The organism is Niallia sp. Sow4_A1 (assembly GCF_052116745.1).
GTDB classification, from domain to species: domain Bacteria; phylum Bacillota; class Bacilli; order Bacillales; family Cytobacillaceae; genus Niallia; species Niallia hominis.
The window spans coordinates 1-18,418 of record NZ_JBQKKM010000010.1 but is presented as its reverse complement, the minus strand read 5'-3'; the positions used below and the strand labels follow the sequence as shown (position 1 = coordinate 18,418).

The 18,418-nt window shown below is 36.6% G+C and carries 12 protein-coding genes, 21 tRNA genes and 2 rRNA genes; 2 read left to right on the top strand and 33 right to left on the bottom strand.

The window, feature by feature from the left end:
- Positions 1-6: 6 nt before the first annotated feature.
- The 5 genes from ACTQ5K_RS07625 to ACTQ5K_RS07605 form a co-directional block, all read right to left on the bottom strand.
- A complete protein-coding gene (locus tag ACTQ5K_RS07625; RefSeq protein WP_031539023.1) occupies positions 7-1,479 on the bottom strand; it encodes an o-succinylbenzoate--CoA ligase in 1,473 nt (490 codons plus the stop codon).
- 167 nt (positions 1,480-1,646) lie between these two features.
- A complete protein-coding gene (gene menB / locus ACTQ5K_RS07620) occupies positions 1,647-2,465 on the bottom strand; it encodes a 1,4-dihydroxy-2-naphthoyl-CoA synthase (protein WP_031539022.1) in 819 nt (272 codons plus the stop codon).
- A 37-nt stretch (positions 2,466-2,502) separates the two neighbouring features.
- Positions 2,503-3,309: a 2-succinyl-6-hydroxy-2,4-cyclohexadiene-1-carboxylate synthase gene (gene menH / locus ACTQ5K_RS07615; protein WP_031539021.1), complete on the bottom strand. Its 807-nt coding sequence runs from the start codon at positions 3,307-3,309 to the stop codon at positions 2,503-2,505.
- Between the two features lie 12 nt (positions 3,310-3,321).
- Positions 3,322-5,055 carry a 2-succinyl-5-enolpyruvyl-6-hydroxy-3-cyclohexene-1-carboxylic-acid synthase gene (gene menD, locus ACTQ5K_RS07610; RefSeq protein WP_441993811.1) on the bottom strand — a complete coding sequence of 578 codons (1,734 nt, stop codon included), beginning with the start codon at positions 5,053-5,055 and terminating at the stop codon, positions 3,322-3,324.
- A 1-nt stretch (position 5,056) separates the two neighbouring features.
- Entirely contained in the window at positions 5,057-6,436 is a 1,380-nt protein-coding gene (locus ACTQ5K_RS07605) for an isochorismate synthase (protein WP_031539018.1), read from the bottom strand.
- 307 nt (positions 6,437-6,743) lie between these two features.
- Here ACTQ5K_RS07605 and ACTQ5K_RS07600 point away from each other — a divergent pair, with 307 nt between their 5' ends.
- The gene (locus ACTQ5K_RS07600; RefSeq protein WP_031539016.1) at positions 6,744-7,496 is read left to right on the top strand and encodes a TraR/DksA C4-type zinc finger protein; all 753 of its coding nucleotides are present in this window, start codon (positions 6,744-6,746) and stop codon (positions 7,494-7,496) included.
- Positions 7,497-7,563: 67 nt separating this feature from the next.
- Here ACTQ5K_RS07600 and ACTQ5K_RS07595 read toward each other — a convergent pair whose 3' ends face one another.
- From ACTQ5K_RS07595 to glgB, 5 genes are read right to left on the bottom strand one after another with little or no spacing between them, the layout of a single operon-like run.
- Positions 7,564-9,966: a glycogen/starch/alpha-glucan phosphorylase gene (locus tag ACTQ5K_RS07595; protein ID WP_031539015.1), complete on the bottom strand. Its 2,403-nt coding sequence runs from the start codon at positions 9,964-9,966 to the stop codon at positions 7,564-7,566.
- Positions 9,956-11,410: a glycogen synthase GlgA gene (gene glgA, locus ACTQ5K_RS07590; RefSeq protein ID WP_031539014.1), complete on the bottom strand. Its 1,455-nt coding sequence runs from the start codon at positions 11,408-11,410 to the stop codon at positions 9,956-9,958. The genes ACTQ5K_RS07595 and glgA overlap by 11 nt, the downstream gene beginning before the upstream one ends.
- The gene (locus ACTQ5K_RS07585) at positions 11,407-12,435 is read right to left on the bottom strand and encodes a sugar phosphate nucleotidyltransferase (RefSeq protein WP_031539013.1); all 1,029 of its coding nucleotides are present in this window, start codon (positions 12,433-12,435) and stop codon (positions 11,407-11,409) included. The genes glgA and ACTQ5K_RS07585 overlap by 4 nt, the downstream gene beginning before the upstream one ends.
- A gap of 22 nt (positions 12,436-12,457) precedes the next feature.
- On the bottom strand, positions 12,458-13,603 hold the full coding sequence (locus ACTQ5K_RS07580) for a glucose-1-phosphate adenylyltransferase (RefSeq protein ID WP_031539012.1): 1,146 nt from the start codon (positions 13,601-13,603) through the stop codon (positions 12,458-12,460).
- A complete protein-coding gene (gene glgB / locus ACTQ5K_RS07575) occupies positions 13,551-15,491 on the bottom strand; it encodes a 1,4-alpha-glucan branching protein GlgB (RefSeq protein WP_031539011.1) in 1,941 nt (646 codons plus the stop codon). The genes ACTQ5K_RS07580 and glgB overlap by 53 nt, the downstream gene beginning before the upstream one ends.
- Before the next feature lie 300 nt (positions 15,492-15,791).
- Between glgB and ACTQ5K_RS07570 the strand changes: the two genes are divergently transcribed.
- The gene (locus tag ACTQ5K_RS07570) at positions 15,792-16,004 is read left to right on the top strand and encodes a hypothetical protein (protein WP_154708515.1); all 213 of its coding nucleotides are present in this window, start codon (positions 15,792-15,794) and stop codon (positions 16,002-16,004) included.
- Positions 16,005-16,103: 99 nt separating this feature from the next.
- Here the strand turns inward: ACTQ5K_RS07570 and ACTQ5K_RS07565 are convergent.
- The 23 genes from ACTQ5K_RS07565 to ACTQ5K_RS07455 form a co-directional block, all read right to left on the bottom strand.
- Positions 16,104-16,175 (bottom strand) — tRNA-Glu (locus tag ACTQ5K_RS07565).
- A 5-nt stretch (positions 16,176-16,180) separates the two neighbouring features.
- Positions 16,181-16,271 (bottom strand) — tRNA-Ser (locus ACTQ5K_RS07560).
- 8 nt (positions 16,272-16,279) lie between these two features.
- A tRNA-Asn gene (locus ACTQ5K_RS07555) sits at positions 16,280-16,354 on the bottom strand.
- 12 nt (positions 16,355-16,366) lie between these two features.
- Positions 16,367-16,443 (bottom strand) — tRNA-Ile (locus ACTQ5K_RS07550).
- Positions 16,444-16,449: 6 nt separating this feature from the next.
- A tRNA-Gly gene (locus ACTQ5K_RS07545) sits at positions 16,450-16,523 on the bottom strand.
- Between the two features lie 17 nt (positions 16,524-16,540).
- Positions 16,541-16,616, bottom strand: a tRNA-His gene (locus tag ACTQ5K_RS07540).
- Positions 16,617-16,651: 35 nt separating this feature from the next.
- A tRNA-Phe gene (locus ACTQ5K_RS07535) sits at positions 16,652-16,727 on the bottom strand.
- Between the two features lie 8 nt (positions 16,728-16,735).
- Positions 16,736-16,812: transfer RNA gene (locus ACTQ5K_RS07530), tRNA-Asp, on the bottom strand.
- A gap of 3 nt (positions 16,813-16,815) precedes the next feature.
- Positions 16,816-16,889 (bottom strand) — tRNA-Met (locus tag ACTQ5K_RS07525).
- A gap of 22 nt (positions 16,890-16,911) precedes the next feature.
- Positions 16,912-17,004, bottom strand: a tRNA-Ser gene (locus tag ACTQ5K_RS07520).
- Positions 17,005-17,013: 9 nt separating this feature from the next.
- A tRNA-Ile gene (locus tag ACTQ5K_RS07515) sits at positions 17,014-17,090 on the bottom strand.
- A 10-nt stretch (positions 17,091-17,100) separates the two neighbouring features.
- A tRNA-Met gene (locus ACTQ5K_RS07510) sits at positions 17,101-17,177 on the bottom strand.
- 23 nt (positions 17,178-17,200) lie between these two features.
- Positions 17,201-17,276 (bottom strand) — tRNA-Ala (locus ACTQ5K_RS07505).
- Positions 17,277-17,287: 11 nt separating this feature from the next.
- A tRNA-Pro gene (locus ACTQ5K_RS07500) sits at positions 17,288-17,364 on the bottom strand.
- A gap of 8 nt (positions 17,365-17,372) precedes the next feature.
- A tRNA-Arg gene (locus ACTQ5K_RS07495) sits at positions 17,373-17,449 on the bottom strand.
- A gap of 16 nt (positions 17,450-17,465) precedes the next feature.
- A tRNA-Leu gene (locus ACTQ5K_RS07490) sits at positions 17,466-17,554 on the bottom strand.
- Positions 17,555-17,562: 8 nt separating this feature from the next.
- Positions 17,563-17,637, bottom strand: a tRNA-Gly gene (locus ACTQ5K_RS07485).
- A gap of 16 nt (positions 17,638-17,653) precedes the next feature.
- Positions 17,654-17,738, bottom strand: a tRNA-Leu gene (locus ACTQ5K_RS07480).
- Between the two features lie 24 nt (positions 17,739-17,762).
- Positions 17,763-17,838, bottom strand: a tRNA-Lys gene (locus tag ACTQ5K_RS07475).
- A gap of 8 nt (positions 17,839-17,846) precedes the next feature.
- Positions 17,847-17,922: transfer RNA gene (locus ACTQ5K_RS07470), tRNA-Thr, on the bottom strand.
- 22 nt (positions 17,923-17,944) lie between these two features.
- Positions 17,945-18,020, bottom strand: a tRNA-Val gene (locus ACTQ5K_RS07465).
- A gap of 9 nt (positions 18,021-18,029) precedes the next feature.
- Positions 18,030-18,147: ribosomal RNA gene (gene rrf / locus ACTQ5K_RS07460) — 5S ribosomal RNA — on the bottom strand.
- A gap of 162 nt (positions 18,148-18,309) precedes the next feature.
- Positions 18,310-18,418, bottom strand: a 23S ribosomal RNA gene (locus tag ACTQ5K_RS07455); the annotation flags it as partial.

Here is an 18,418-nt window from a genome sequence, read left to right as displayed (position 1 = left end):
TTTCAATTAGAAATCCTTTTGCTCTTCTACCCATTCTCTTAAGTTCCTTCGAACAATTTTTCCGGATGCATTTCGTGGAAGTTCTGAAACAAAAAAAACTCTTTTCGGAATTTTATATTTTGCTAATGATTTCTCGCAGTTTTTCATTATGGATTTCTCGGAAAGAACACTTCCATCTACTACAACAAAAGCAACAGGAACCTGCCCCCATTGATTATCTGGAATGCCAATTACTGCAGCCTCTTTAATTCCTTCCATTTCAGACAATACCGCTTCTACTTCTGCAGGATACACATTTTCTCCACCAGAAATAATTAAGTCAGATCTTCTATCTAACACATAGAGAAATCCTTCAGAATCTATATACCCAATATCACCTGTAAAAAACCAGCCATCTTTTAAATGATTTTCTTTGTTTAAATAGCCTTGTGATACATTTGGCCCACATACTTTTATTTCTCCTACCTCATTTGGTCCTAATACTTCTCCTAGGTCGTTTACAATCTTTAATTGAGCAGGGAATAGCGCTTTTCCAGCGGAGCCTATTTTTCTAATACTGTCCTCAGGTGATAAAGTGACAATTTGGGAAGAAGTTTCCGTCATGCCATAGGAGTAATAGACGCGTATTCCTTTATTAATACATCTTGTAATCAATTCAACAGTGGCAGGTCCTCCACCTAAAAGCATATAGCGGAAATAAGCTGGAAACTTTTCATTAGTAGCTTGTTCTATTCGCTCTAGCATTGTTGTTACTACAGACACGATGGTAACTCTTTCTTCCCGTATATCTTGCAGGACTTTGTGTTCATTAAATCCATCGTGCAAAACAATTTTCATTCCATAAATAACACTTCTCATTAAAATAGAAAATCCGCTAATATGGAATAAAGGAACGGCACATAACCAAGTTTCCTTTTCATATAAACCAGCATTCAACGTATTTCCTATTGCACTCCACCAATGATTGCCGTAAGATTGTATCACTCCTTTTGGGAGACCAGTTGTTCCTGATGTATACATGATTGTGCATGTATCAGCTAATGAAAACTGCTCTTTTTCAATTGGTTCTATGTATGAACGATCTTCTATTCCCTCTTTGTAATAAACAGAGATTTTCAGCTCTTCTGCTAATTGTCGCGCAGTCTCTTGAAAATGATCTTCTGTTATTAAAAAGGTGGCATTAGCATCAGTTAATTGAAAAGTCATTTCATTTGCTGTTAAGCGATTGTTAAGAAGAACTGCCTTTGCTCCAATAATTTGCATGGCAAATAAGTGAAGGACGGTTTCTAAATCACTTTTTATAAGAAATCCTACATAATCTGTGTCTTTTACTCCAAAGGCTGTCAGTAACCCTGCACGGTAATAGGCCTTCTCATATAATTCTTTAAACGTTAGACTTTCCTTATTAAAAACAATCGCCTCTCTATCTGGGGTTAAAAGTGCTCTATTTTTAATAAAATTAGGAAGTATTTCTGTCATGACCTTATTAATCCTCTTTTCTATACAACAAAGGTGACACATCATTAGCATGTCCCTAAAATCACATTTGCTAAATACGAGTGTCACCCTTTGATATTATTTAAATAGATTGTAAATCAACAACTATTTCCATTTTTGATTTTACGTTATTAATTAACTCTTTCCTATTAAGGAAAACGTGGGAATTGTCCAAAATCAGGATTGCGTTTTTCCTTGAAGGAGTCACGTCCTTCTTTTGCTTCATCTGTTGTATAGTATAGAAGGGTTGCATCTCCTGCAAATTGCTGAATACCAGCTAAACCATCTGTATCCGCGTTAAAGGCAGCTTTTAAGAAACGAAGTGCAGTGGGACTCTTTTCTAAAATCTCTTCACACCATTGAATCGTTTCTTCCTCTACTTTTTCTAACGGTACAACTGTATTTACCAATCCCATATCTAATGCCTCTTGTGCATTATATTGACGACATAAGAACCAAATTTCTCTTGCCTTTTTATGACCAACAATTCTTGCTAAATAGCCAGACCCATAACCAGCATCAAAGCTTCCTACCTTCGGACCAGTCTGTCCAAAAATTGCGTTATCCGCAGCAATTGTTAAGTCACAAACAATATGAAGCACATGGCCTCCACCAATCGCATAGCCTTTTACCATTGCAATTACAGGCTTTGGAATGACTCTAATTAGACGCTGTAAGTCAAGGACGTTTAAACGTGGAATTTGATCCTCACCTACATATCCGCCATGTCCTCTTACCTTTTGGTCTCCACCAGAACAGAAAGCTTTATCACCTGCTCCTGTTAAAATAATTACACCAACATTGCTGTCATCTCTTGCCATTGCAAACGCGTCAATTAATTCACTTACCGTTCTTGGTGTGAAAGCATTATGTACATGTGGTCTATTAATCGTAATTTTGGCAATCCCATTATATGTTTCATAAATGATTTCTTCATATTGTCTGCCAGCTACCCATTCTACCGCCATCATTTTTTCCTCCTTTTCACAGGGCTGAACCTTTATGTCAGCTCCTTAAAAACTCCATTACTATTGTACCAAAAATCTCAGGTTTCTCCACATGAATTGCATGTCCTGCATTATTTACATTCAAATGGCGTATATTCTTATTTTTTTTGACCATTTCTTCCGCAATTTGATAAAACTTTCGATCTAGTTCTCCTGTTATTAAAAGTGTATCAATCGAAAGCCTAGAAATTCTGGACCAATAAGAGCTTTGTGCTCCTGTCCCCATTCCTTTTAAACTATTCGCTAATCCAATGGGATTATTAGCAAGCCGTTGATTTCTTATAGCCCGCTTAATAGTTGGATCTAGTCGCTCCTGACTTTTAAACAAAGGAATCTTCTCCCATTTATTTACAAAATGGATAATCCCCTGTTCAAGGATAGAGTCTCCTAGTTTTTCATCCTGTATTCGTCTTTGTTTTCTCTCCAATTCCGTTTGTAAGCCAGGAGAAGCGCTTTCAAGAATAAGCTTTTTTACGGTTTCAGGATATTCGCTGCAATACGCAAGTGCCAACCGTCCACCCATGGAATAGCCTAATATATGAACAGGAGCTAGACGAAGATAATCAATCACAGCTTTTATATGTGCAACACTTTCCTTCATTGCATACTTTTCTGCTTCTTCCGGTGAATCGGTTTTTCCATGACCAATAATATCTACTGCTATTACCTTGTAGCTTTTCTTCCATAACGGAATAAATGGGAACCATGTTCCGCTATCTCCAGTAAATCCATGTAATAATAATAGAGGTTCTCCATCTCCCTCAATAGTTATATGATAGTTTATATTCTTTATTTGGATAAACATATACTTCACCTTTTAACCCAGCTGATTTAAAATCTTTTGAATCCTATCTGTCATTTGCCGATGCTCTATTAGATTTTTCTCTCGATTTGTCCGCAGCTCCCAAACTCTCATACCTTCTTCAAAATTACTATGCTGAAATTGTGTCTCTAACCCTTGCCAACTTTCAATAAGTTTATACTGTCCCTTATACATTTCAACAGCATGCTTAAAATCAATACCTAAAGGAGTCCCAAAAAGCAGTTCAAAATGTCTTGGAAGATTTACCTGTGGCAAAAACGAAAAGATTCCGCCTCCATTATTATTTATCAATAGCACAGTTATCGGGAGCTTATACAAATGAGATAATACTAAACCATTTAAATCATGGAAAAATGTTAAGTCCCCAACAATTAAAAATAATGGTTGTTTAATGACTCCAACTCCAAGAGCCGTAGAAATTGTCCCATCGATTCCATTAGCTCCTCTATTTGCGATAATAGTAACTTTTTTATTTTGTTTATGAAAAAAAGTATCTAAATCTCGAATAGGCATACTATTTCCAACAAATAACACCGCATCATTCGGAATCATTTCACCCAAGCTATGAAAGAGTTTTGCTTCACTTATTTCTTGAATTTCCGCTGTTTGCATTAATTCCTTTTTTGTGAGTTCATTAATATCTATCCATATATTTAAATAGTGATTTATTGAGCAATGAGATATAAATGATGCAAGCTTTTCACAAAAATACCCTTCTTCACAATAAACCATATCTGTTGTCAGTTGATTAGGATCTCGATAGCCGATGCCACCATCTACAACTATCTGTTTTGCTTTTTCATTTTCGCGTAAGAAAATAGTTAATGGCTTTGAGATAGGCATACTGCCAAAGCGTATTATCACATCTGGCTTTAGTAGAGATTTTACCTTTTCATTTCTTAAAAAAGTATCATATGTGTCAATAATGCTATTCGTTCCTGCACTATTACTCCGCAGTTGAGAGAGAGGATCAGCAATGATTGGGAAACCAGTCTTTTCAGCCAATTGTATTACCTTTGCTGAAAAATCTTCTTTATCTATCTCTCCGCATATTATAATCCCTTTCCCATCAAGACTAGCTGCTAATTCCAGAAAATAAGCATCATTCATTCTAAAGTCACCTATATCCATTCGAATGGCAGGCTTTTCTTTTTCGTTTAATTGATAACTGTCTAAATTATCTAAGTCAGGAATTAACGGCTCCCGTAATGGTATATTTACATGTACTGGACCACTTGGTTGTTGTTTTGCCATCGAAACTGCTCTAGCTCCTACTGTTTTAGCATATCGAATCATTCCTGGACTATTATCAGGTGTGGACATTTCCATAAACCATTTTACATGCTTCCCATAAAGGTCTAGCTGATCAATCGCTTGAGGTGCACCTACATCTCTTAACTCATGCGGACGATCTGCCGTAAGTACTATTAACGGAATTCGGGATATTTTCGCCTCTACGATAGCAGGAAAATAATTAGCCGCAGCTGTTCCCGATGTACATACTAATACAGTCGGTTTTTTGGATGCTTTCGCTATTCCTAATGCAAAAAAAGCAGCTGATCGTTCATCAACATGAATATGCAGATTTATATCTTCCTGTTCTGCAAGCAATAGACTAATTGGTGTAGATCTAGAACCAGGGCTTATTACAGCATGTTCTACACCACTCTTTCCTAATTCAGCTATTAGTGCATGCAAATAGGCTGTTAATTGTTGTTGATGATTCATTTTATTTTCCTCCTAACGCTGTAAGCATTGGCTTAAATTTGATAGCTGTTTCCGTATACTCTAATTCAGGATCAGAGTCAGCAACAATACCACATCCAGCAAAGATTGTAGCACTGTTTCCATGTAATAATCCAGAACGGATACTGACAGCAAACTCACCATTTCCCTCATAATCAAGCCAGCCTATCGGAGCACCGTAAAGCCCTCTATCCAATCCCTCCACCTCTCTTATAACCTCTAAAGCTTCATCACGTGGAAAACCACCGAGAGCTGGAGTAGGATGCAATAATCGAATTAATGAAATTAAAGATTCTGTTTCCTTTACTTTGCCACTAACGGGCGTATAAAGATGTTGAATATCTCTCATTTTCATGATTTGCGGATTTGCCGGGATTTCTACAGTCGTACAAACTTCCTCCATGGCATTCTTAATCATTTTAACAACATAATTATGTTCTTCTCTATTTTTCGAATCAGATAGCAGCTCTTCAGCCAATGCACTATCTTCTACTTCATTATTGCCTCTAGAAATAGAACCAGCCAGACATGTTGAAAATACGGTATCTCCTGCTTTTTTAACCAATCGTTCAGGTGATGCCCCAGTAAAGCATTTATCATGAGCTTCTAAAGCAAAAATATATCCGTTGCTTTGCTGTTGTATTAAATTTCTTAGAACGGATTCTGTCACTATATCTTTTGTAAAATTCACTTTACTAGCTCGAGCCAATACTACTTTTTTTAGATTCCCGTCTAACTTTCTAATTACCTTATCAACCGTTACTTTCCATTTTTCACGATCAACTTCCATTACTTTCTGTATGGAAGGTAAAGAAACGGGAGTATATTCCTCTATTCTTTTTGGCAACGCAAAAGATTGTTTCCTCAATACTTCTTTTGCATATTCTATTTTATCTGAATGAATCAATATATTAGTTGTAATAAATTGATTTCCATCAATTTCACTTAACATAAACTGTGGCACATAAAAATGAGCTTCTGAGAAGCCATCCCATAGTTCTGTTTTTTCTTTTAATGGATCAAAGGCAAAGCCTCCTAAAAGCACTGGACCGATTCCAATATGATTGAATTCATTATACACTATTGCTTTTTCTAGGAGACTCTTCCATCTCTTCTCTACATGAGAATAGGAGCTTTCCCCTAAAGAACTTTCAATCTTTTCACAAATACCAATTCCTACAATCATGTTTTTCCCAGAAGGGTCCTTCCAAAAAAAACGTTTTCCTTTATAAGCATGGTATTTAGAAAAAAAGTCGAGAATATTCATTTTTTCTTCTACCATTTTTACTTCACTTACTAATATCGTAGGAGAAACACTATCCCTTATTTCTGTTTGTACCATTGTTCCTCTTCTATCATTCATCCCTTTGTGAATCCCCCTAAAACAAATCAAGAATTAGCTTCTTGCTTATATTGGTTCAAAGATATACGCTCATTCATTATTTTAGCATATTTTACGATACACCTGTCCTTTATATTATGTCAATCATAGTGAATTCTTAATGCCATTTCCAAATTTTAATTATTTATAGAAAAGAGGCATATTCTTTTTAGATAGGTTTGATATCGATAAAATAGGGAAATTTATGAACAACATCTTACCGTTTTAATTATGCTCCATTCGCTTATACTACTGTTATTACAATTGCATGGATAAGGATGTGTTTAACTTGTTATCAAAAGAACAAATAAATCACTTGAAACAAAATCTTGAAGAAAGAAAAGCGGAGATTTTAAACCGAATTGATGATAATGTAAGTGAGGAAAGTGCACGAGAATCTGTTGGCGAATTATCTAATTACGATAACCATCCGGGAGATATGGGAACTGAGTTATATGAAAGAGAGAAGGATTTAGCTCTAGAACAGCATGATCAATCGGAATTAGATAAAATAAATAATGCTTTAAAGGCAATGGAAGATGGATCATATGGAATTTGTACAGTATCAGGGAAAGAAATTCCTTATGAAAGATTAGAAGCAATTCCAACTGCACTAACTCTTAAGGAATATAGCGACGAACAATTTATTGCTTCTGATCGCCCAGTCGAGGAGGATATGCTTGAATTTGCTCATGGAAATCAGTATCGTCACTATGATACTGGTGCTGTCAGAGACTATGAAGATAGTTTTCAGGAAGTTGCTCGTTATGGCACTTCTGAGACACCTTCTGATTTAAGAGGAGATTTTGAAGATTATGATAGTCTTTACGATCGAAAAAGTGATGACGAAGGTTTTACAGAGGACTATGAAACATTTGTAGGAACAAATATCGATGGATCGGAACGGACTGTTTATCGTTCTAAAGCACACGAAAAATATGAACAAGCATTAGATAAGGAAGGAATTGAAGCTCCTTTTGGCGATGTTCCCTACCACGAGACAGATGGATACACAGAAGATAAGGAGGAAGAAGAGGAATAGTCCTTTTCCTCTTTCCTGTATTCAAGCAGAGAGTATAAAGGAGATTCAGAAGAATCTCCTTTATACATTACGAATATGGTTTTATATTCCAAATTTCATCTGCATATTGTTTTATTGTTCGATCACTTGAAAAATGCCCTGACATCGCTATATTCACAATACTTTTTTGCAGCCAGTCTTGCTTATTCTTAAATGCTTGATTGACCTCTTCATGAACTTTTGCATAAGAATGAAAATCTTTTAATACAAAAAACTGATCATTCTCTATAAGCAAAGAATCAAAAATCGGATCAAATTCATTAGATGGATGATCATAGAAACCATTTTTCAATTGATTGACCACTGCATGGATTCTATCGTCATGATAATAGTACTCCCGAGAGCTATAGCCACCATTTTGATATAATTCTAACACTTGATCGGAATTCATTCCAAAGATAAATATATTATCGTCTCCTACTAAATCATGCATTTCAATATTTGCTCCATCTAGCGTGCCAACAGTTAGCGCACCATTCATCATAAATTTCATATTTCCGGTGCCAGAAGCTTCTTTACTTGCTGTTGAAATTTGTTCACTAATATCTGCAGCAGGAAAAATGTGTTCGGCTAAAGAAACCCGATAATTCTCCAAAAAAACAACCTTTAATTTATTTTGAATTCTTTTATCATTATTAACCTTTTGGGCAACAGAGTTAATTAACTTGATTATTTTTTTTGCATAATAATAACCAGGTGAAGCTTTTGCTCCAAATATAAATGTTCTCGGCTCCATCTCAATAGATGGATCTTCCCTCAGCTTGTTATATAGAGACATGATGTGCAGGATATTTAGTAATTGCCTCTTATATGCATGCAATCTTTTTACTTGAACATCGAAAATAGACGAAGGATCTACAAGAATACCATTTTTGTCCTTAATTATCTTCGCAAGTATCTCCTTATTAGTTTGCTTTATTGCTGCAAGATTTTCTTTGAAATTTCCATCCTCTTGATAAGACAGTAATTCTCTTAATTGTGCTGGCTCGTCAATCCATTTATCACCAATTGTTTGAGAAATTAAGTTGGCAAGCTTGGGATTGGCTTTTATTAACCATCTTCTATGTGTGATTCCATTCGTTTTATTATTAAATTTTTCTGGATAAAATGCATAGAAATTAGCCATTTCTCGTTTCTTTAAAATTTCTGTGTGAATTTCTGCCACTCCATTAACGCTATGACTGCCGACTAATGCTAAATGTGCCATCTTAATCATGCCATCTGCAATTATTGCCATTTTCTCAATTTTCGGAAAATCACCAGTGTACTTATCCCATAAATCTTTGCAAAAACGCTCATTTATTTCATCAATTATCATATAAATCCTTGGTAATAAGGGCTGAAAAATATAGATTGGCCATTGCTCTAATGCTTCAGATAATGTGGTATGATTAGTGTAAGAGATAGTTTTTGTAGTTATATTCCACGCTTCATCCCATCCTAATCCCTCTTGATCCATTAATATTCTCATTAACTCTGGGATTGCTAATACTGGATGAGTATCATTTACATGAATACTTATATAGTGATGCATTTCACGAATATTTTTATGATGCTGCTTATAATTACGAACAATGGATTGAAGGCTTGCAGATACTAGAAAATATTGTTGCTTTAATCGCAAAATTTTCCCTTCATCATTGGAATCATCTGGATATAAAAAACCCGATATCGATTCTGTTTCCCGTTTATATCGCATAATGTCTTTAACATCTTTTGCAATTAAGGAAGACGGTTCTGCATTCCAAAGCCTCAAGGTATTTACCGTTGTTGTATGGTAGCCTATTACTGGTACATCATGTGGAACTGCTGTTACAGTTTCGGCATTTAAATGTCGAAACTGTAACTTTCCATCCTTCCTATACATATCAATATTTCCCCAGAAATAAATATCTACTGCTAAATCTTCCTTTCTAACTTCCCATACCTGTCCTTGCTTTAGCCATTGTTCTGGCAACTCAATTTGATATCCATCGACAATTCGCTGTTCGAATAATCCATGCTTATATCGGATACCACAGCCATGTCCTGGTAAGTTCAATGTAGCAAGAGAATCCAAGAAACAAGCAGCAAGTCTTCCTAGCCCTCCATTTCCAAGACCTGCATCATGTTCAATATCTTCCACTTCAAAAAAATCAATCCCAAGTTCCGCCAATCCGTCTATTACTACTTGATCAATACCTAAATTAACTAAATTATTATGAAGTAATCGTCCTAATAAAAACTCAATCGAAAGATAATAAACCTCTTTCCCGCCACTTTTCCGACTTTGCTCATTTGTCTGAATCCAATTCGAGCTCACATACTCTCTAATCATGTGACCTAATGTTTGAAAATGATCACTACTTGTTGTATCTTCAAAGGTTTTTCCATAAGTCATTTCAAGCCTTTGTAAAAAATACTTTTTAAATCGTTCCTTATTAGAAAACATGGGATTCACTCCTCGAGATAAGCTCTGCATATAATTGATTATATTTAAATGCAGATTGAGCCCAGCTATTATCCATTGACATTGCATTTTTCATTAGTTTATGCCATACTTCTTTATCTTCTTTATAAAAATGAATACCTCTTCTAATTGTATAAAGCATATCATGTGCATTAAAATTGGAGAAACTAAATCCATTCCCCTCTTTAGCCACTTCATTATAAGAGAACACTGTGTCATTAAGTCCACCTGTCTCTCTAACAATTGGGATATTACCATATCTCAAAGCTATTAACTGACCTAAGCCACAAGGTTCGAACTTAGAGGGCATTAGAAATAAATCTGCACCTGCATATATTTGATGAGCTAAGTTTTCATCAAATCCAATATATGCTTTACATTTGTCTGAATACATATCTTCCATTTCACGAAAGAAATTCTCAAACTCCGGATCGCCTGTTCCTAAAACTAAAAACTGTACTTCTTCTTCCATCATTTCGTGAAATACATGTCTAACTAGTTCTAGTCCCTTTTGACTGGTTAATCTTGATATCATACAAGTAATTGGAATATCCGGATTTTCTTTTAATCCAAATTTTTGCTGAATAAATCTTTTGTTTTCTTGTTTTTTCTCTAAAGAAGTAACGGTATAGTTAGCAGCTATCATAGAATCTGTTTCCGGATTGTATGTTTCTTCATCAATACCATTAATAATACCGTATAAATCTGACTCTCTCTGCTTTAATACATTATTCAGCTTCTCTCCATAATATTCTGTTTGTATTTCGTTTTTATAAGTAGGACTTACTGTTGTAATCTTATCGGCAGAGATAAGTCCTCCCTTCATTAAATTTACGTTTCCATAGAATTCTAGATTTTCTGTTGTAAAATAATAATCATTTACATTAAATAAATCACCAAGTACCTCTCTTGGTAATATTCCTTGAAACTGAAGATTATGTATGGTAAAAACAGTCTTAATATCGCTATACTCTTTTCTCCATTTATAGTCCACATTCAATAAGAAAGGAATCATCGCTGTATGCCAATCGTGGCAATGAATGATATCTGGAAATTCGGCTAAAAATGGTAAACTTTCTAAAACAGCTCGATTAAAGAATGCATAACGCTCCCCATCATCCCCATAGCCATATAAGCCACTTCTCTTAAAATACCACTCATTATCAATAAAATAAAAAGTGATACCGTCTACTTCTAATTCTTCTATTCCACAATACTGATTTCGCCAGCCTACTGGCACATAGAAATATCTTTTCTTCTCTATGTTGGCAAGTAAATGGGCAGGGATATCTTGATATTTTGGCATAATTACTGCTACATCTGTTCCTTGTTTTTTTAATTCCTTTGGAAGAGAACCAGCTACATCTGCCAGTCCTCCTGATTTTATAAATGGTACACATTCTGAAACTGCAAATAATACTCTCACGAATTCATCAACGCTCCTTGCACGGTTCCTTTTCTTACTACAAAAGGAGAAGTAGCAGTACCTGTCATCACTGTACCACTTTCAACTATAACATCCTTATCTAGAATCACTGAGTCCAAATGACAATTTTCTCCAATTGTGCATTTTTGCATAATAATACAATTCTTTAAACTAGAACCTTTTCCAACTTTCACAGCTCTAGAAATAATACTGTTGGTAATATCGCCTTCAATAACACATCCATTTGCTATCATTGAGTTTTTTACTTCACCCGTACTTGTATAGCGAGTAGGTGGCTCATCTTTCACCTTAGTAAATATTGGTCTCTCTTTTATAAAAAGCTGATTCCATACTTTAGATTTTAAAATATCCTTGCTTACATGATAATAACTAGATATAGAATTTATTTTTTCGGCATAGCCGTTATATTCGTATTCACATATTTTTAACTGGTTATTAATATCTATTACTACATCTTTCATACATGTATAACCTTTATCATCCCTTGAATGTATTAATTCAATTAGCTTTGATTTCTTGATTAGATATATTTCTAGGGAACTTCCATTATTGGTAATCTCCGTTATATCACAGCCAGAATCGAGATGACGTTCTAGTACAGGAGTAAAATTCATATTAAAAACGGTAAAGCAATTCGCAACTAATGCATATTCTTGCTTGCTTCTCTGAAAATAATCCATATTTGCTGAAAAATGATTAAAAGAACCTATACCACTAGTATTTGCATCATCCATTGATGCAGGAAAGAAAAATAAACCATCTCTTTTTCTATCTAAGTCCCAGTTTTTCCCCGATCCCAAGTGATCCATTAAAGAGCGGTACTGATACTTTGGAAAAATAGCAACACTTCCTATTCCAGAGTTCACCATATTGGAAAGAACAAAATCAATTAAACGATATCGTCCACCGATTGGAAGTGCAGCTAGTGTACGATGAGCAGTTAACTCTTCTAAATCTTCCATATGTGTTGTTGCATCAATTATGCCCAGCATTGATCTTATCATCTTAATCCCTCCTTCTAGTTTGTTAGGAAATCATTTCATTAACCATTTCTTCTGTTACTAGGACTACTTCATCTACGTCTTTATTTGGTTTAATGACCATTCCATCTGGTATTGTAATGTCAGAAGGGACAATAGCCTTCTCAATATAAACATTGTTGCCAATCTTAGCATCAGGCATTATTACAGAACTACGAATGATTGTCCCTTTTCCTACAGTAACCCCTTGAAAGACTATTGATTTTTCTAAATTCCCACTAATAATACATCCTTCATTTACCATGGACTCCTTAACCAGTGCATCATTAGAAATATATTGTGGTGGATGATTTGGATTTACGGTATAAATTCTCCAATTATAATCAGATATATTTAAATTACTAGTCTCATCCAATAAATCCATATTTGCTTCCCAAAGGCTTTGCACAGTTCCAACATCTTTCCAATATCCTTTAAATGGGTAGGCAACAACCTTTTTCTGTTTTTCTATTAATAAAGGAATGATATCTTTCCCAAAATCATGTGATGAATTTTTGTTTAAATTATCTTCTTCTAGTAATTCTTTTAATACCTTCCATTTAAATATATAAATACCCATAGAGGCTAAATTATTCTTTGGATGCTTTGGCTTCTCCTCAAATTCAATGATGTGCATATCTTTATTTGTATTCATAATTCCAAATCTACTAGCATCTTCCCATCCTACTTGAATGACAGAGATAGAGGCATCTGCTTGCTTTGAGATATGATATTCTAGCATCTCCTCATAATTCATTTTATAAATATGATCTCCAGATAAAATAAGAACATATTCAGGATCATATTGAGACAAGTAGTTCTGATTTTGAAATATGGCACTGGCTGTTCCCGTATACCATTTCACTTCGGAAGATTCACTATATGGAGGCAAAACAGTTACTCCTCCATTAACACGATCTAAGTCCCACGCACTTCCTATTCCAATGTAAGAGTTTAAAACTAGCGGCTGATATTGTGTTAAAACACCAACTGTTTCTATTCCAGAATTGGAGCAATTACTTAAGGTGAAGTCAATAATTCGATATTTTCCTCCAAAAGGAATAGCAGGCTTTGCTAGACTCTTGGTTAATGAATATAGCCTACTCCCCTTTCCTCCTGCTAGAAGCATTGCGACGCACCGTTTCTTTCCCATTTCCTTTTCTCCCCTTCCGATGTTGAACTGGACGTAAAACTATCATACTGAAAGCTGGTATTGTTAGCTGAACAGAAAAAGGTCTACCATGAAATTCTACATTTTCTGCTTTTATTACTTTTTTATTTATATAATTAGCTCCACCAAATCTATCAGTGTCACTATTTAATATTTCTCGGAAAGAGTTATTTAGAGGAACACCTATCCTATAATTTTCATATGTATGATAGGTAAAATTACAAATTACGACTAAATAATCCTCTTCTTTTTCAGCTTTACGTATAAAGGAGAATATCGATTGGTTTCTATTATTTACATCAATCCATTCAAAGCCTTCATTAACATGATCCAGTTGATACAAAGGCTTAGATCTTTTATAGATTTTTAGTAATTCTTTCATATACTCATTTGCTTTTTGGTGCATCTCATAATCTAGCAACATCCAATCTAACTGTTCTTTATCTTTCCATTCTGCAAAGTGTGCAAATTCATTTCCCATAAATAATAATTTTTTTCCTGGATGGGCAATCATATATCCTAAAAGAAGACGAAATTGAGCAAATTTTTGCCAATAATCTCCTGGCATCTTATCTACTAACGATTTTTTTCCATGAACAACTTCATCATGTGAGAAGGGCAGAACAAAATTCTCGGAAAATGCATAATGTAGAGAAAAGGAGACTTTATCATGTATATGCTTTCTATTAACTGAATCAGTTTCCATATAGGTTAAAATATCATTCATCCACCCCATATTCCATTTATAATGGAATCCAATACCGCCATAATGGACTGGAGCAGTTACTTGGGGCCAGTCAGTAGAATCCTCAGCAAACATCAAGACTGACGGATCATATTGACATACTGTTTGATTTAATTTTTGGAGGAAATCGATTCCGTACTGATTCACACTGTTTTCATTGGAATTTGGCCAATAAATTATATTAGAAACAGCATCTACTCTAAATCCATCGACATGAAAATACTCCATCCAAAAAATAGCGTTTGAAATAAGGAAGCTCTGAACTTCTTTTTTTCCTAAATCAAAATTTGCTGTTCCCCAAACGTAATTCTCGCGATCTAATGGATTGCCATAATCAAATTGACTCGTTCCGTCAAATTGATATAATCCGTGCGCATCCTTACAGAAATGACCTGGCACCCAGTCAAAAATAACTCCTAGTCCGTGCTGATGACACTTGTCGATAAAATACATTAAATCCTTAGGCTCCCCAAATCTGCTCGTTGCAGAGTAATAGCCTGTTCCTTGGTATCCCCAAGATATATCAAGGGGATGTTCAACTAAAGGCAGTAGCTCAATATGTGTAAATCCTTGCTCTATTACATAAGGAATTAATTCATCAGCAAGTTCTCTATAAGAATAAAGATCTCCATTCTCATGCATTCTCCAAGATCCTAAATGAACTTCATATATAGCTAATGGCTCATTTAGGGAATTCTTTTTTGTCTTTTTTTGTTTCCATTTTGAATCTTTCCATTTATAGCCTTCCAATGAATAAACAATAGAAGCTGTATGGGGTCTTAATTCGGAGAAAAAAGCATATGGGTCAGCCTTAAGAAGCACTTTTCCATCAGGTGATGTTAATTTATACTTATACATCGCACCTGTTAAATCCTTATTAACATTTAGAAGCCACACACCTTCTTTATTAATTCGTTCCAGTGAAAAACCTTCCCCATTCCAATTATTAAAATCCCCAACCAATTGAACAGATAGAGCATTTGGAGCCCACACACAAAAACTGGTGTAAACCTCTCCATTTTTATGATGAACATGGGATCCAAATAATCTATAACTCTCAAACAAGTTACCTTCGTGAAATAAATGTAGTTGAAATTCTGTTGGATATACTGTCTCCACTGTCATCCTACTTTCTATTACATATAATATTAAGTGACTAAACTTTACACTTTGTACATGCTAATTCCCTTTTTTTCAATTTCTAAAACAAATTACGACATTCATTACAATTGTACATAGAATTAAATTCGATTAATTTTAATATTCTATCAATAAAGTGTAAATCCTTTTTTGTTTTTAAAATTTTATGATACTCTAAAACTTTTTATGTTTAATTGACTAATTTAGATTGTGAATTTTTATCATAGATTTTGAATGATTAGGAATACTAAGAAGGATCTCTAAAAATAAGGAAGGTAACTTATTATGAGTAAAAGTGAAGAAGAATATCTGAATGAACAGACATCAAAAAATTATAATCCATTCTTTGAAGCACCGGACCAAAAAATACTTGCTGTTGACATGTTTAGAGGACCATATACTGGATTTCTTTCCGATTTTGATTTAAATAATCCAGGTAACAAATTATTTACAAGTGAGGATAAATGGAAAGAAAATTTAAAACGGGGAAAATTTTAATAACATCTAAAATTTCTTATTCTAATCACTTTAATGTTCCAACGGCTAACTTTCTTAAATCAATAAAAAAAACTGATAGCATATGCTATCAGTTTTTTATGACCCGTACGGGATTCGAACCCGTGTTACCGCCGTGAAAGGGCGGTGTCTTAACCGCTTGACCAACGGGCCAATAATGGCGGAGAAGGAGGGATTTGAACCCTCGCGCCGCTTACGCGACCTACACCCTTAGCAGGGGCGCCTCTTCAGCCTCTTGAGTACTTCCCCAAAAAAAATGGCTCCGCAGGTAGGACTCGAACCTACGACCGTTCGGTTAACAGCCGAATGCTCTACCACTGAGCTACTGCGGAATATTCATTTTATGGTGGGCCTAAATGGACTCGAACCATCGACCTCACGCTTATCAGGCGTGCGCTCTAACCAGCTGAGCTATAGGCCCTAAATATGGAGCGGGTGATGGGAATCGAACCCACGACATCAGCTTGGAAGGCTGAGGTTTTACCATTAAACTACACCCGCATATTAATTTTTTATAATGGGGCGACTAGTGGGAATCGAACCCACGAGTGTCGGAGCCACAATCCGATGCGTTCACCACTTCGCCATAGCCGCCATCGTTTTATACCTTCATTTTAGAAAAAACTAAATGGTGGCTCAGGACGGAATCGAACCGCCGACACAAGGATTTTCAGTCCTTTGCTCTACCGACTGAGCTACTGAGCCATCTTAAATGGCGGTCCGGACGGGACTCGAACCCGCGACCTCCTGCGTGACAGGCAGGCATTCTAACCAACTGAACTACCGGACCAGATTGCGGGGACAGGATTTGAACCTGCGACCTTCGGGTTATGAGCCCGACGAGCTACCAGACTGCTCCACCCCGCGACAATAATATAAGTAAATCAAATGGAGGAGGAAGGGGGATTCGAACCCCCGCGCGGTTTGACCCGCCTGTCGGTTTTCAAGACCGATCCCTTCAGCCGGACTTGGGTATTCCTCCTCAATGATATGGTGGACCTTGTAGGACTCGAACCTACGACCGGACGGTTATGAGCCGTCTGCTCTAACCAACTGAGCTAAAGGTCCAGATTTTTTATGGTAGCGGCAGAGGGGATCGAACCCCCGACCTCACGGGTATGAACCGTACGCTCTAGCCAGCTGAGCTACGCCGCCATCATATTAATAAATGTAAATATTGGTGGAGCCTAGCGGGATCGAACCGCTGACCTCCTGCGTGCAAGGCAGGCGCTCTCCCAGCTGAGCTAAGGCCCCATATGTTTCGCTGGTCGGGAAGACAGGATTCGAACCTGCGACCCCTTGGTCCCAAACCAAGTGCTCTACCAAGCTGAGCTACTTCCCGAAATATAATGGCGCGCCCGAAAGGAGTCGAACCCATAACCTTCTGATCCGTAGTCAGACGCTCTATCCAATTGAGCTACGGGCGCATTAATTTAAAAACAATGGTGCCGAGGACCGGAATCGAACCGGTACGGTAGTCACCTACCGCAGGATTTTAAGTCCTGTGCGTCTGCCAGTTCCGCCACCCCGGCATTGTTTTTGGAGCGGAAGACGGGATTCGAACCCGCGACCCCCACCTTGGCAAGGTGGTGTTCTACCACTGAACTACTTCCGCATAATATTTAATTAATTGGTGCGGGTGAAGGGAGTCGAACCCCCACGCCTTGCGGCGCTAGATCCTAAGTCTAGTGCGTCTGCCAATTCCGCCACACCCGCTTAATAAAACCAATATTTACTATATGGTGAGCCATGGAGGATTCGAACCTCCGACCCTCTGATTAAAAGTCAGATGCTCTACCGACTGAGCTAATGGCTCAAAAAAAGTGGTGCCGGCTAGAGGACTTGAACCCCCAACCTACTGATTACAAGTCAGTTGCTCTACCAATTGAGCTAAACCGGCGTGTATAGTCTGTCCATAATAATGGTGGAGGATGACGGGATCGAACCGCCGACCCTCTGCTTGTAAGGCAGATGCTCTCCCAGCTGAGCTAATCCTCCATATATAATGCCTGGCGACGTCCTACTCTCACAGGGGGAGAACCCCCAACTACCATCGGCGCTTTAGAAGCTTAACTTCCGTGTTCGGTATGGGAACGGGTGTGACCTTCTCGCTATCGCCACCAGACTTTTCTCAAGACATATTTTATTATACATGTTTTTTGAGATTTTTTCAAGGATAATTTTAGAAAATTATTCCCTGAAAACTAGATTATGAAGTAAAGAAAGAAATGAGTAATCATTATTGTCCAGCTACAACTCCGATAAACAGGCGTTTCCGCTTTTCGTTTTAGTTAAGTCCTCGATCTATTAGTATCAGTCAGCTCCACATGTCGCCACGCTTCCACCTCTGACCTATCAACCTGATCATCTTTCAGGGATCTTACTAGCTTACGCTA

Bases quoted from the DNA above. Each gene is read 5' to 3' on its own strand.
- ACTQ5K_RS07625 (WP_031539023.1), bottom strand. From the start codon at position 1,479: ATGACAGAAATACTTCCTAATTTTATTAAAAATAGAGCACTTTTAACC.
- menB (WP_031539022.1), bottom strand. From the start codon at position 2,465: ATGGCGGTAGAATGGGTAGCTGGCAGACAATATGAAGAAATCATTTAT.
- menH (WP_031539021.1), bottom strand. From the start codon at position 3,309: ATGTTTATCCAAATAAAGAATATAAACTATCATATAACTATTGAGGGA.
- menD (WP_441993811.1), bottom strand. From the start codon at position 5,055: ATGAATCATCAACAACAATTAACAGCCTATTTGCATGCACTAATAGCT.
- ACTQ5K_RS07605 (WP_031539018.1), bottom strand. From the start codon at position 6,436: ATGAATGATAGAAGAGGAACAATGGTACAAACAGAAATAAGGGATAGT.
- ACTQ5K_RS07595 (WP_031539015.1), bottom strand. From the start codon at position 9,966: ATGTTTTCTAATAAGGAACGATTTAAAAAGTATTTTTTACAAAGGCTT.
- ACTQ5K_RS07585 (WP_031539013.1), bottom strand. From the start codon at position 12,435: ATGATAAGATCAATGCTGGGCATAATTGATGCAACAACACATATGGAA.
- ACTQ5K_RS07580 (WP_031539012.1), bottom strand. From the start codon at position 13,603: ATGGGAAAGAAACGGTGCGTCGCAATGCTTCTAGCAGGAGGAAAGGGG.
- glgB (WP_031539011.1), bottom strand. From the start codon at position 15,491: ATGACAGTGGAGACAGTATATCCAACAGAATTTCAACTACATTTATTT.
- ACTQ5K_RS07570 (WP_154708515.1), top strand. From the start codon at position 15,792: ATGAGTAAAAGTGAAGAAGAATATCTGAATGAACAGACATCAAAAAAT.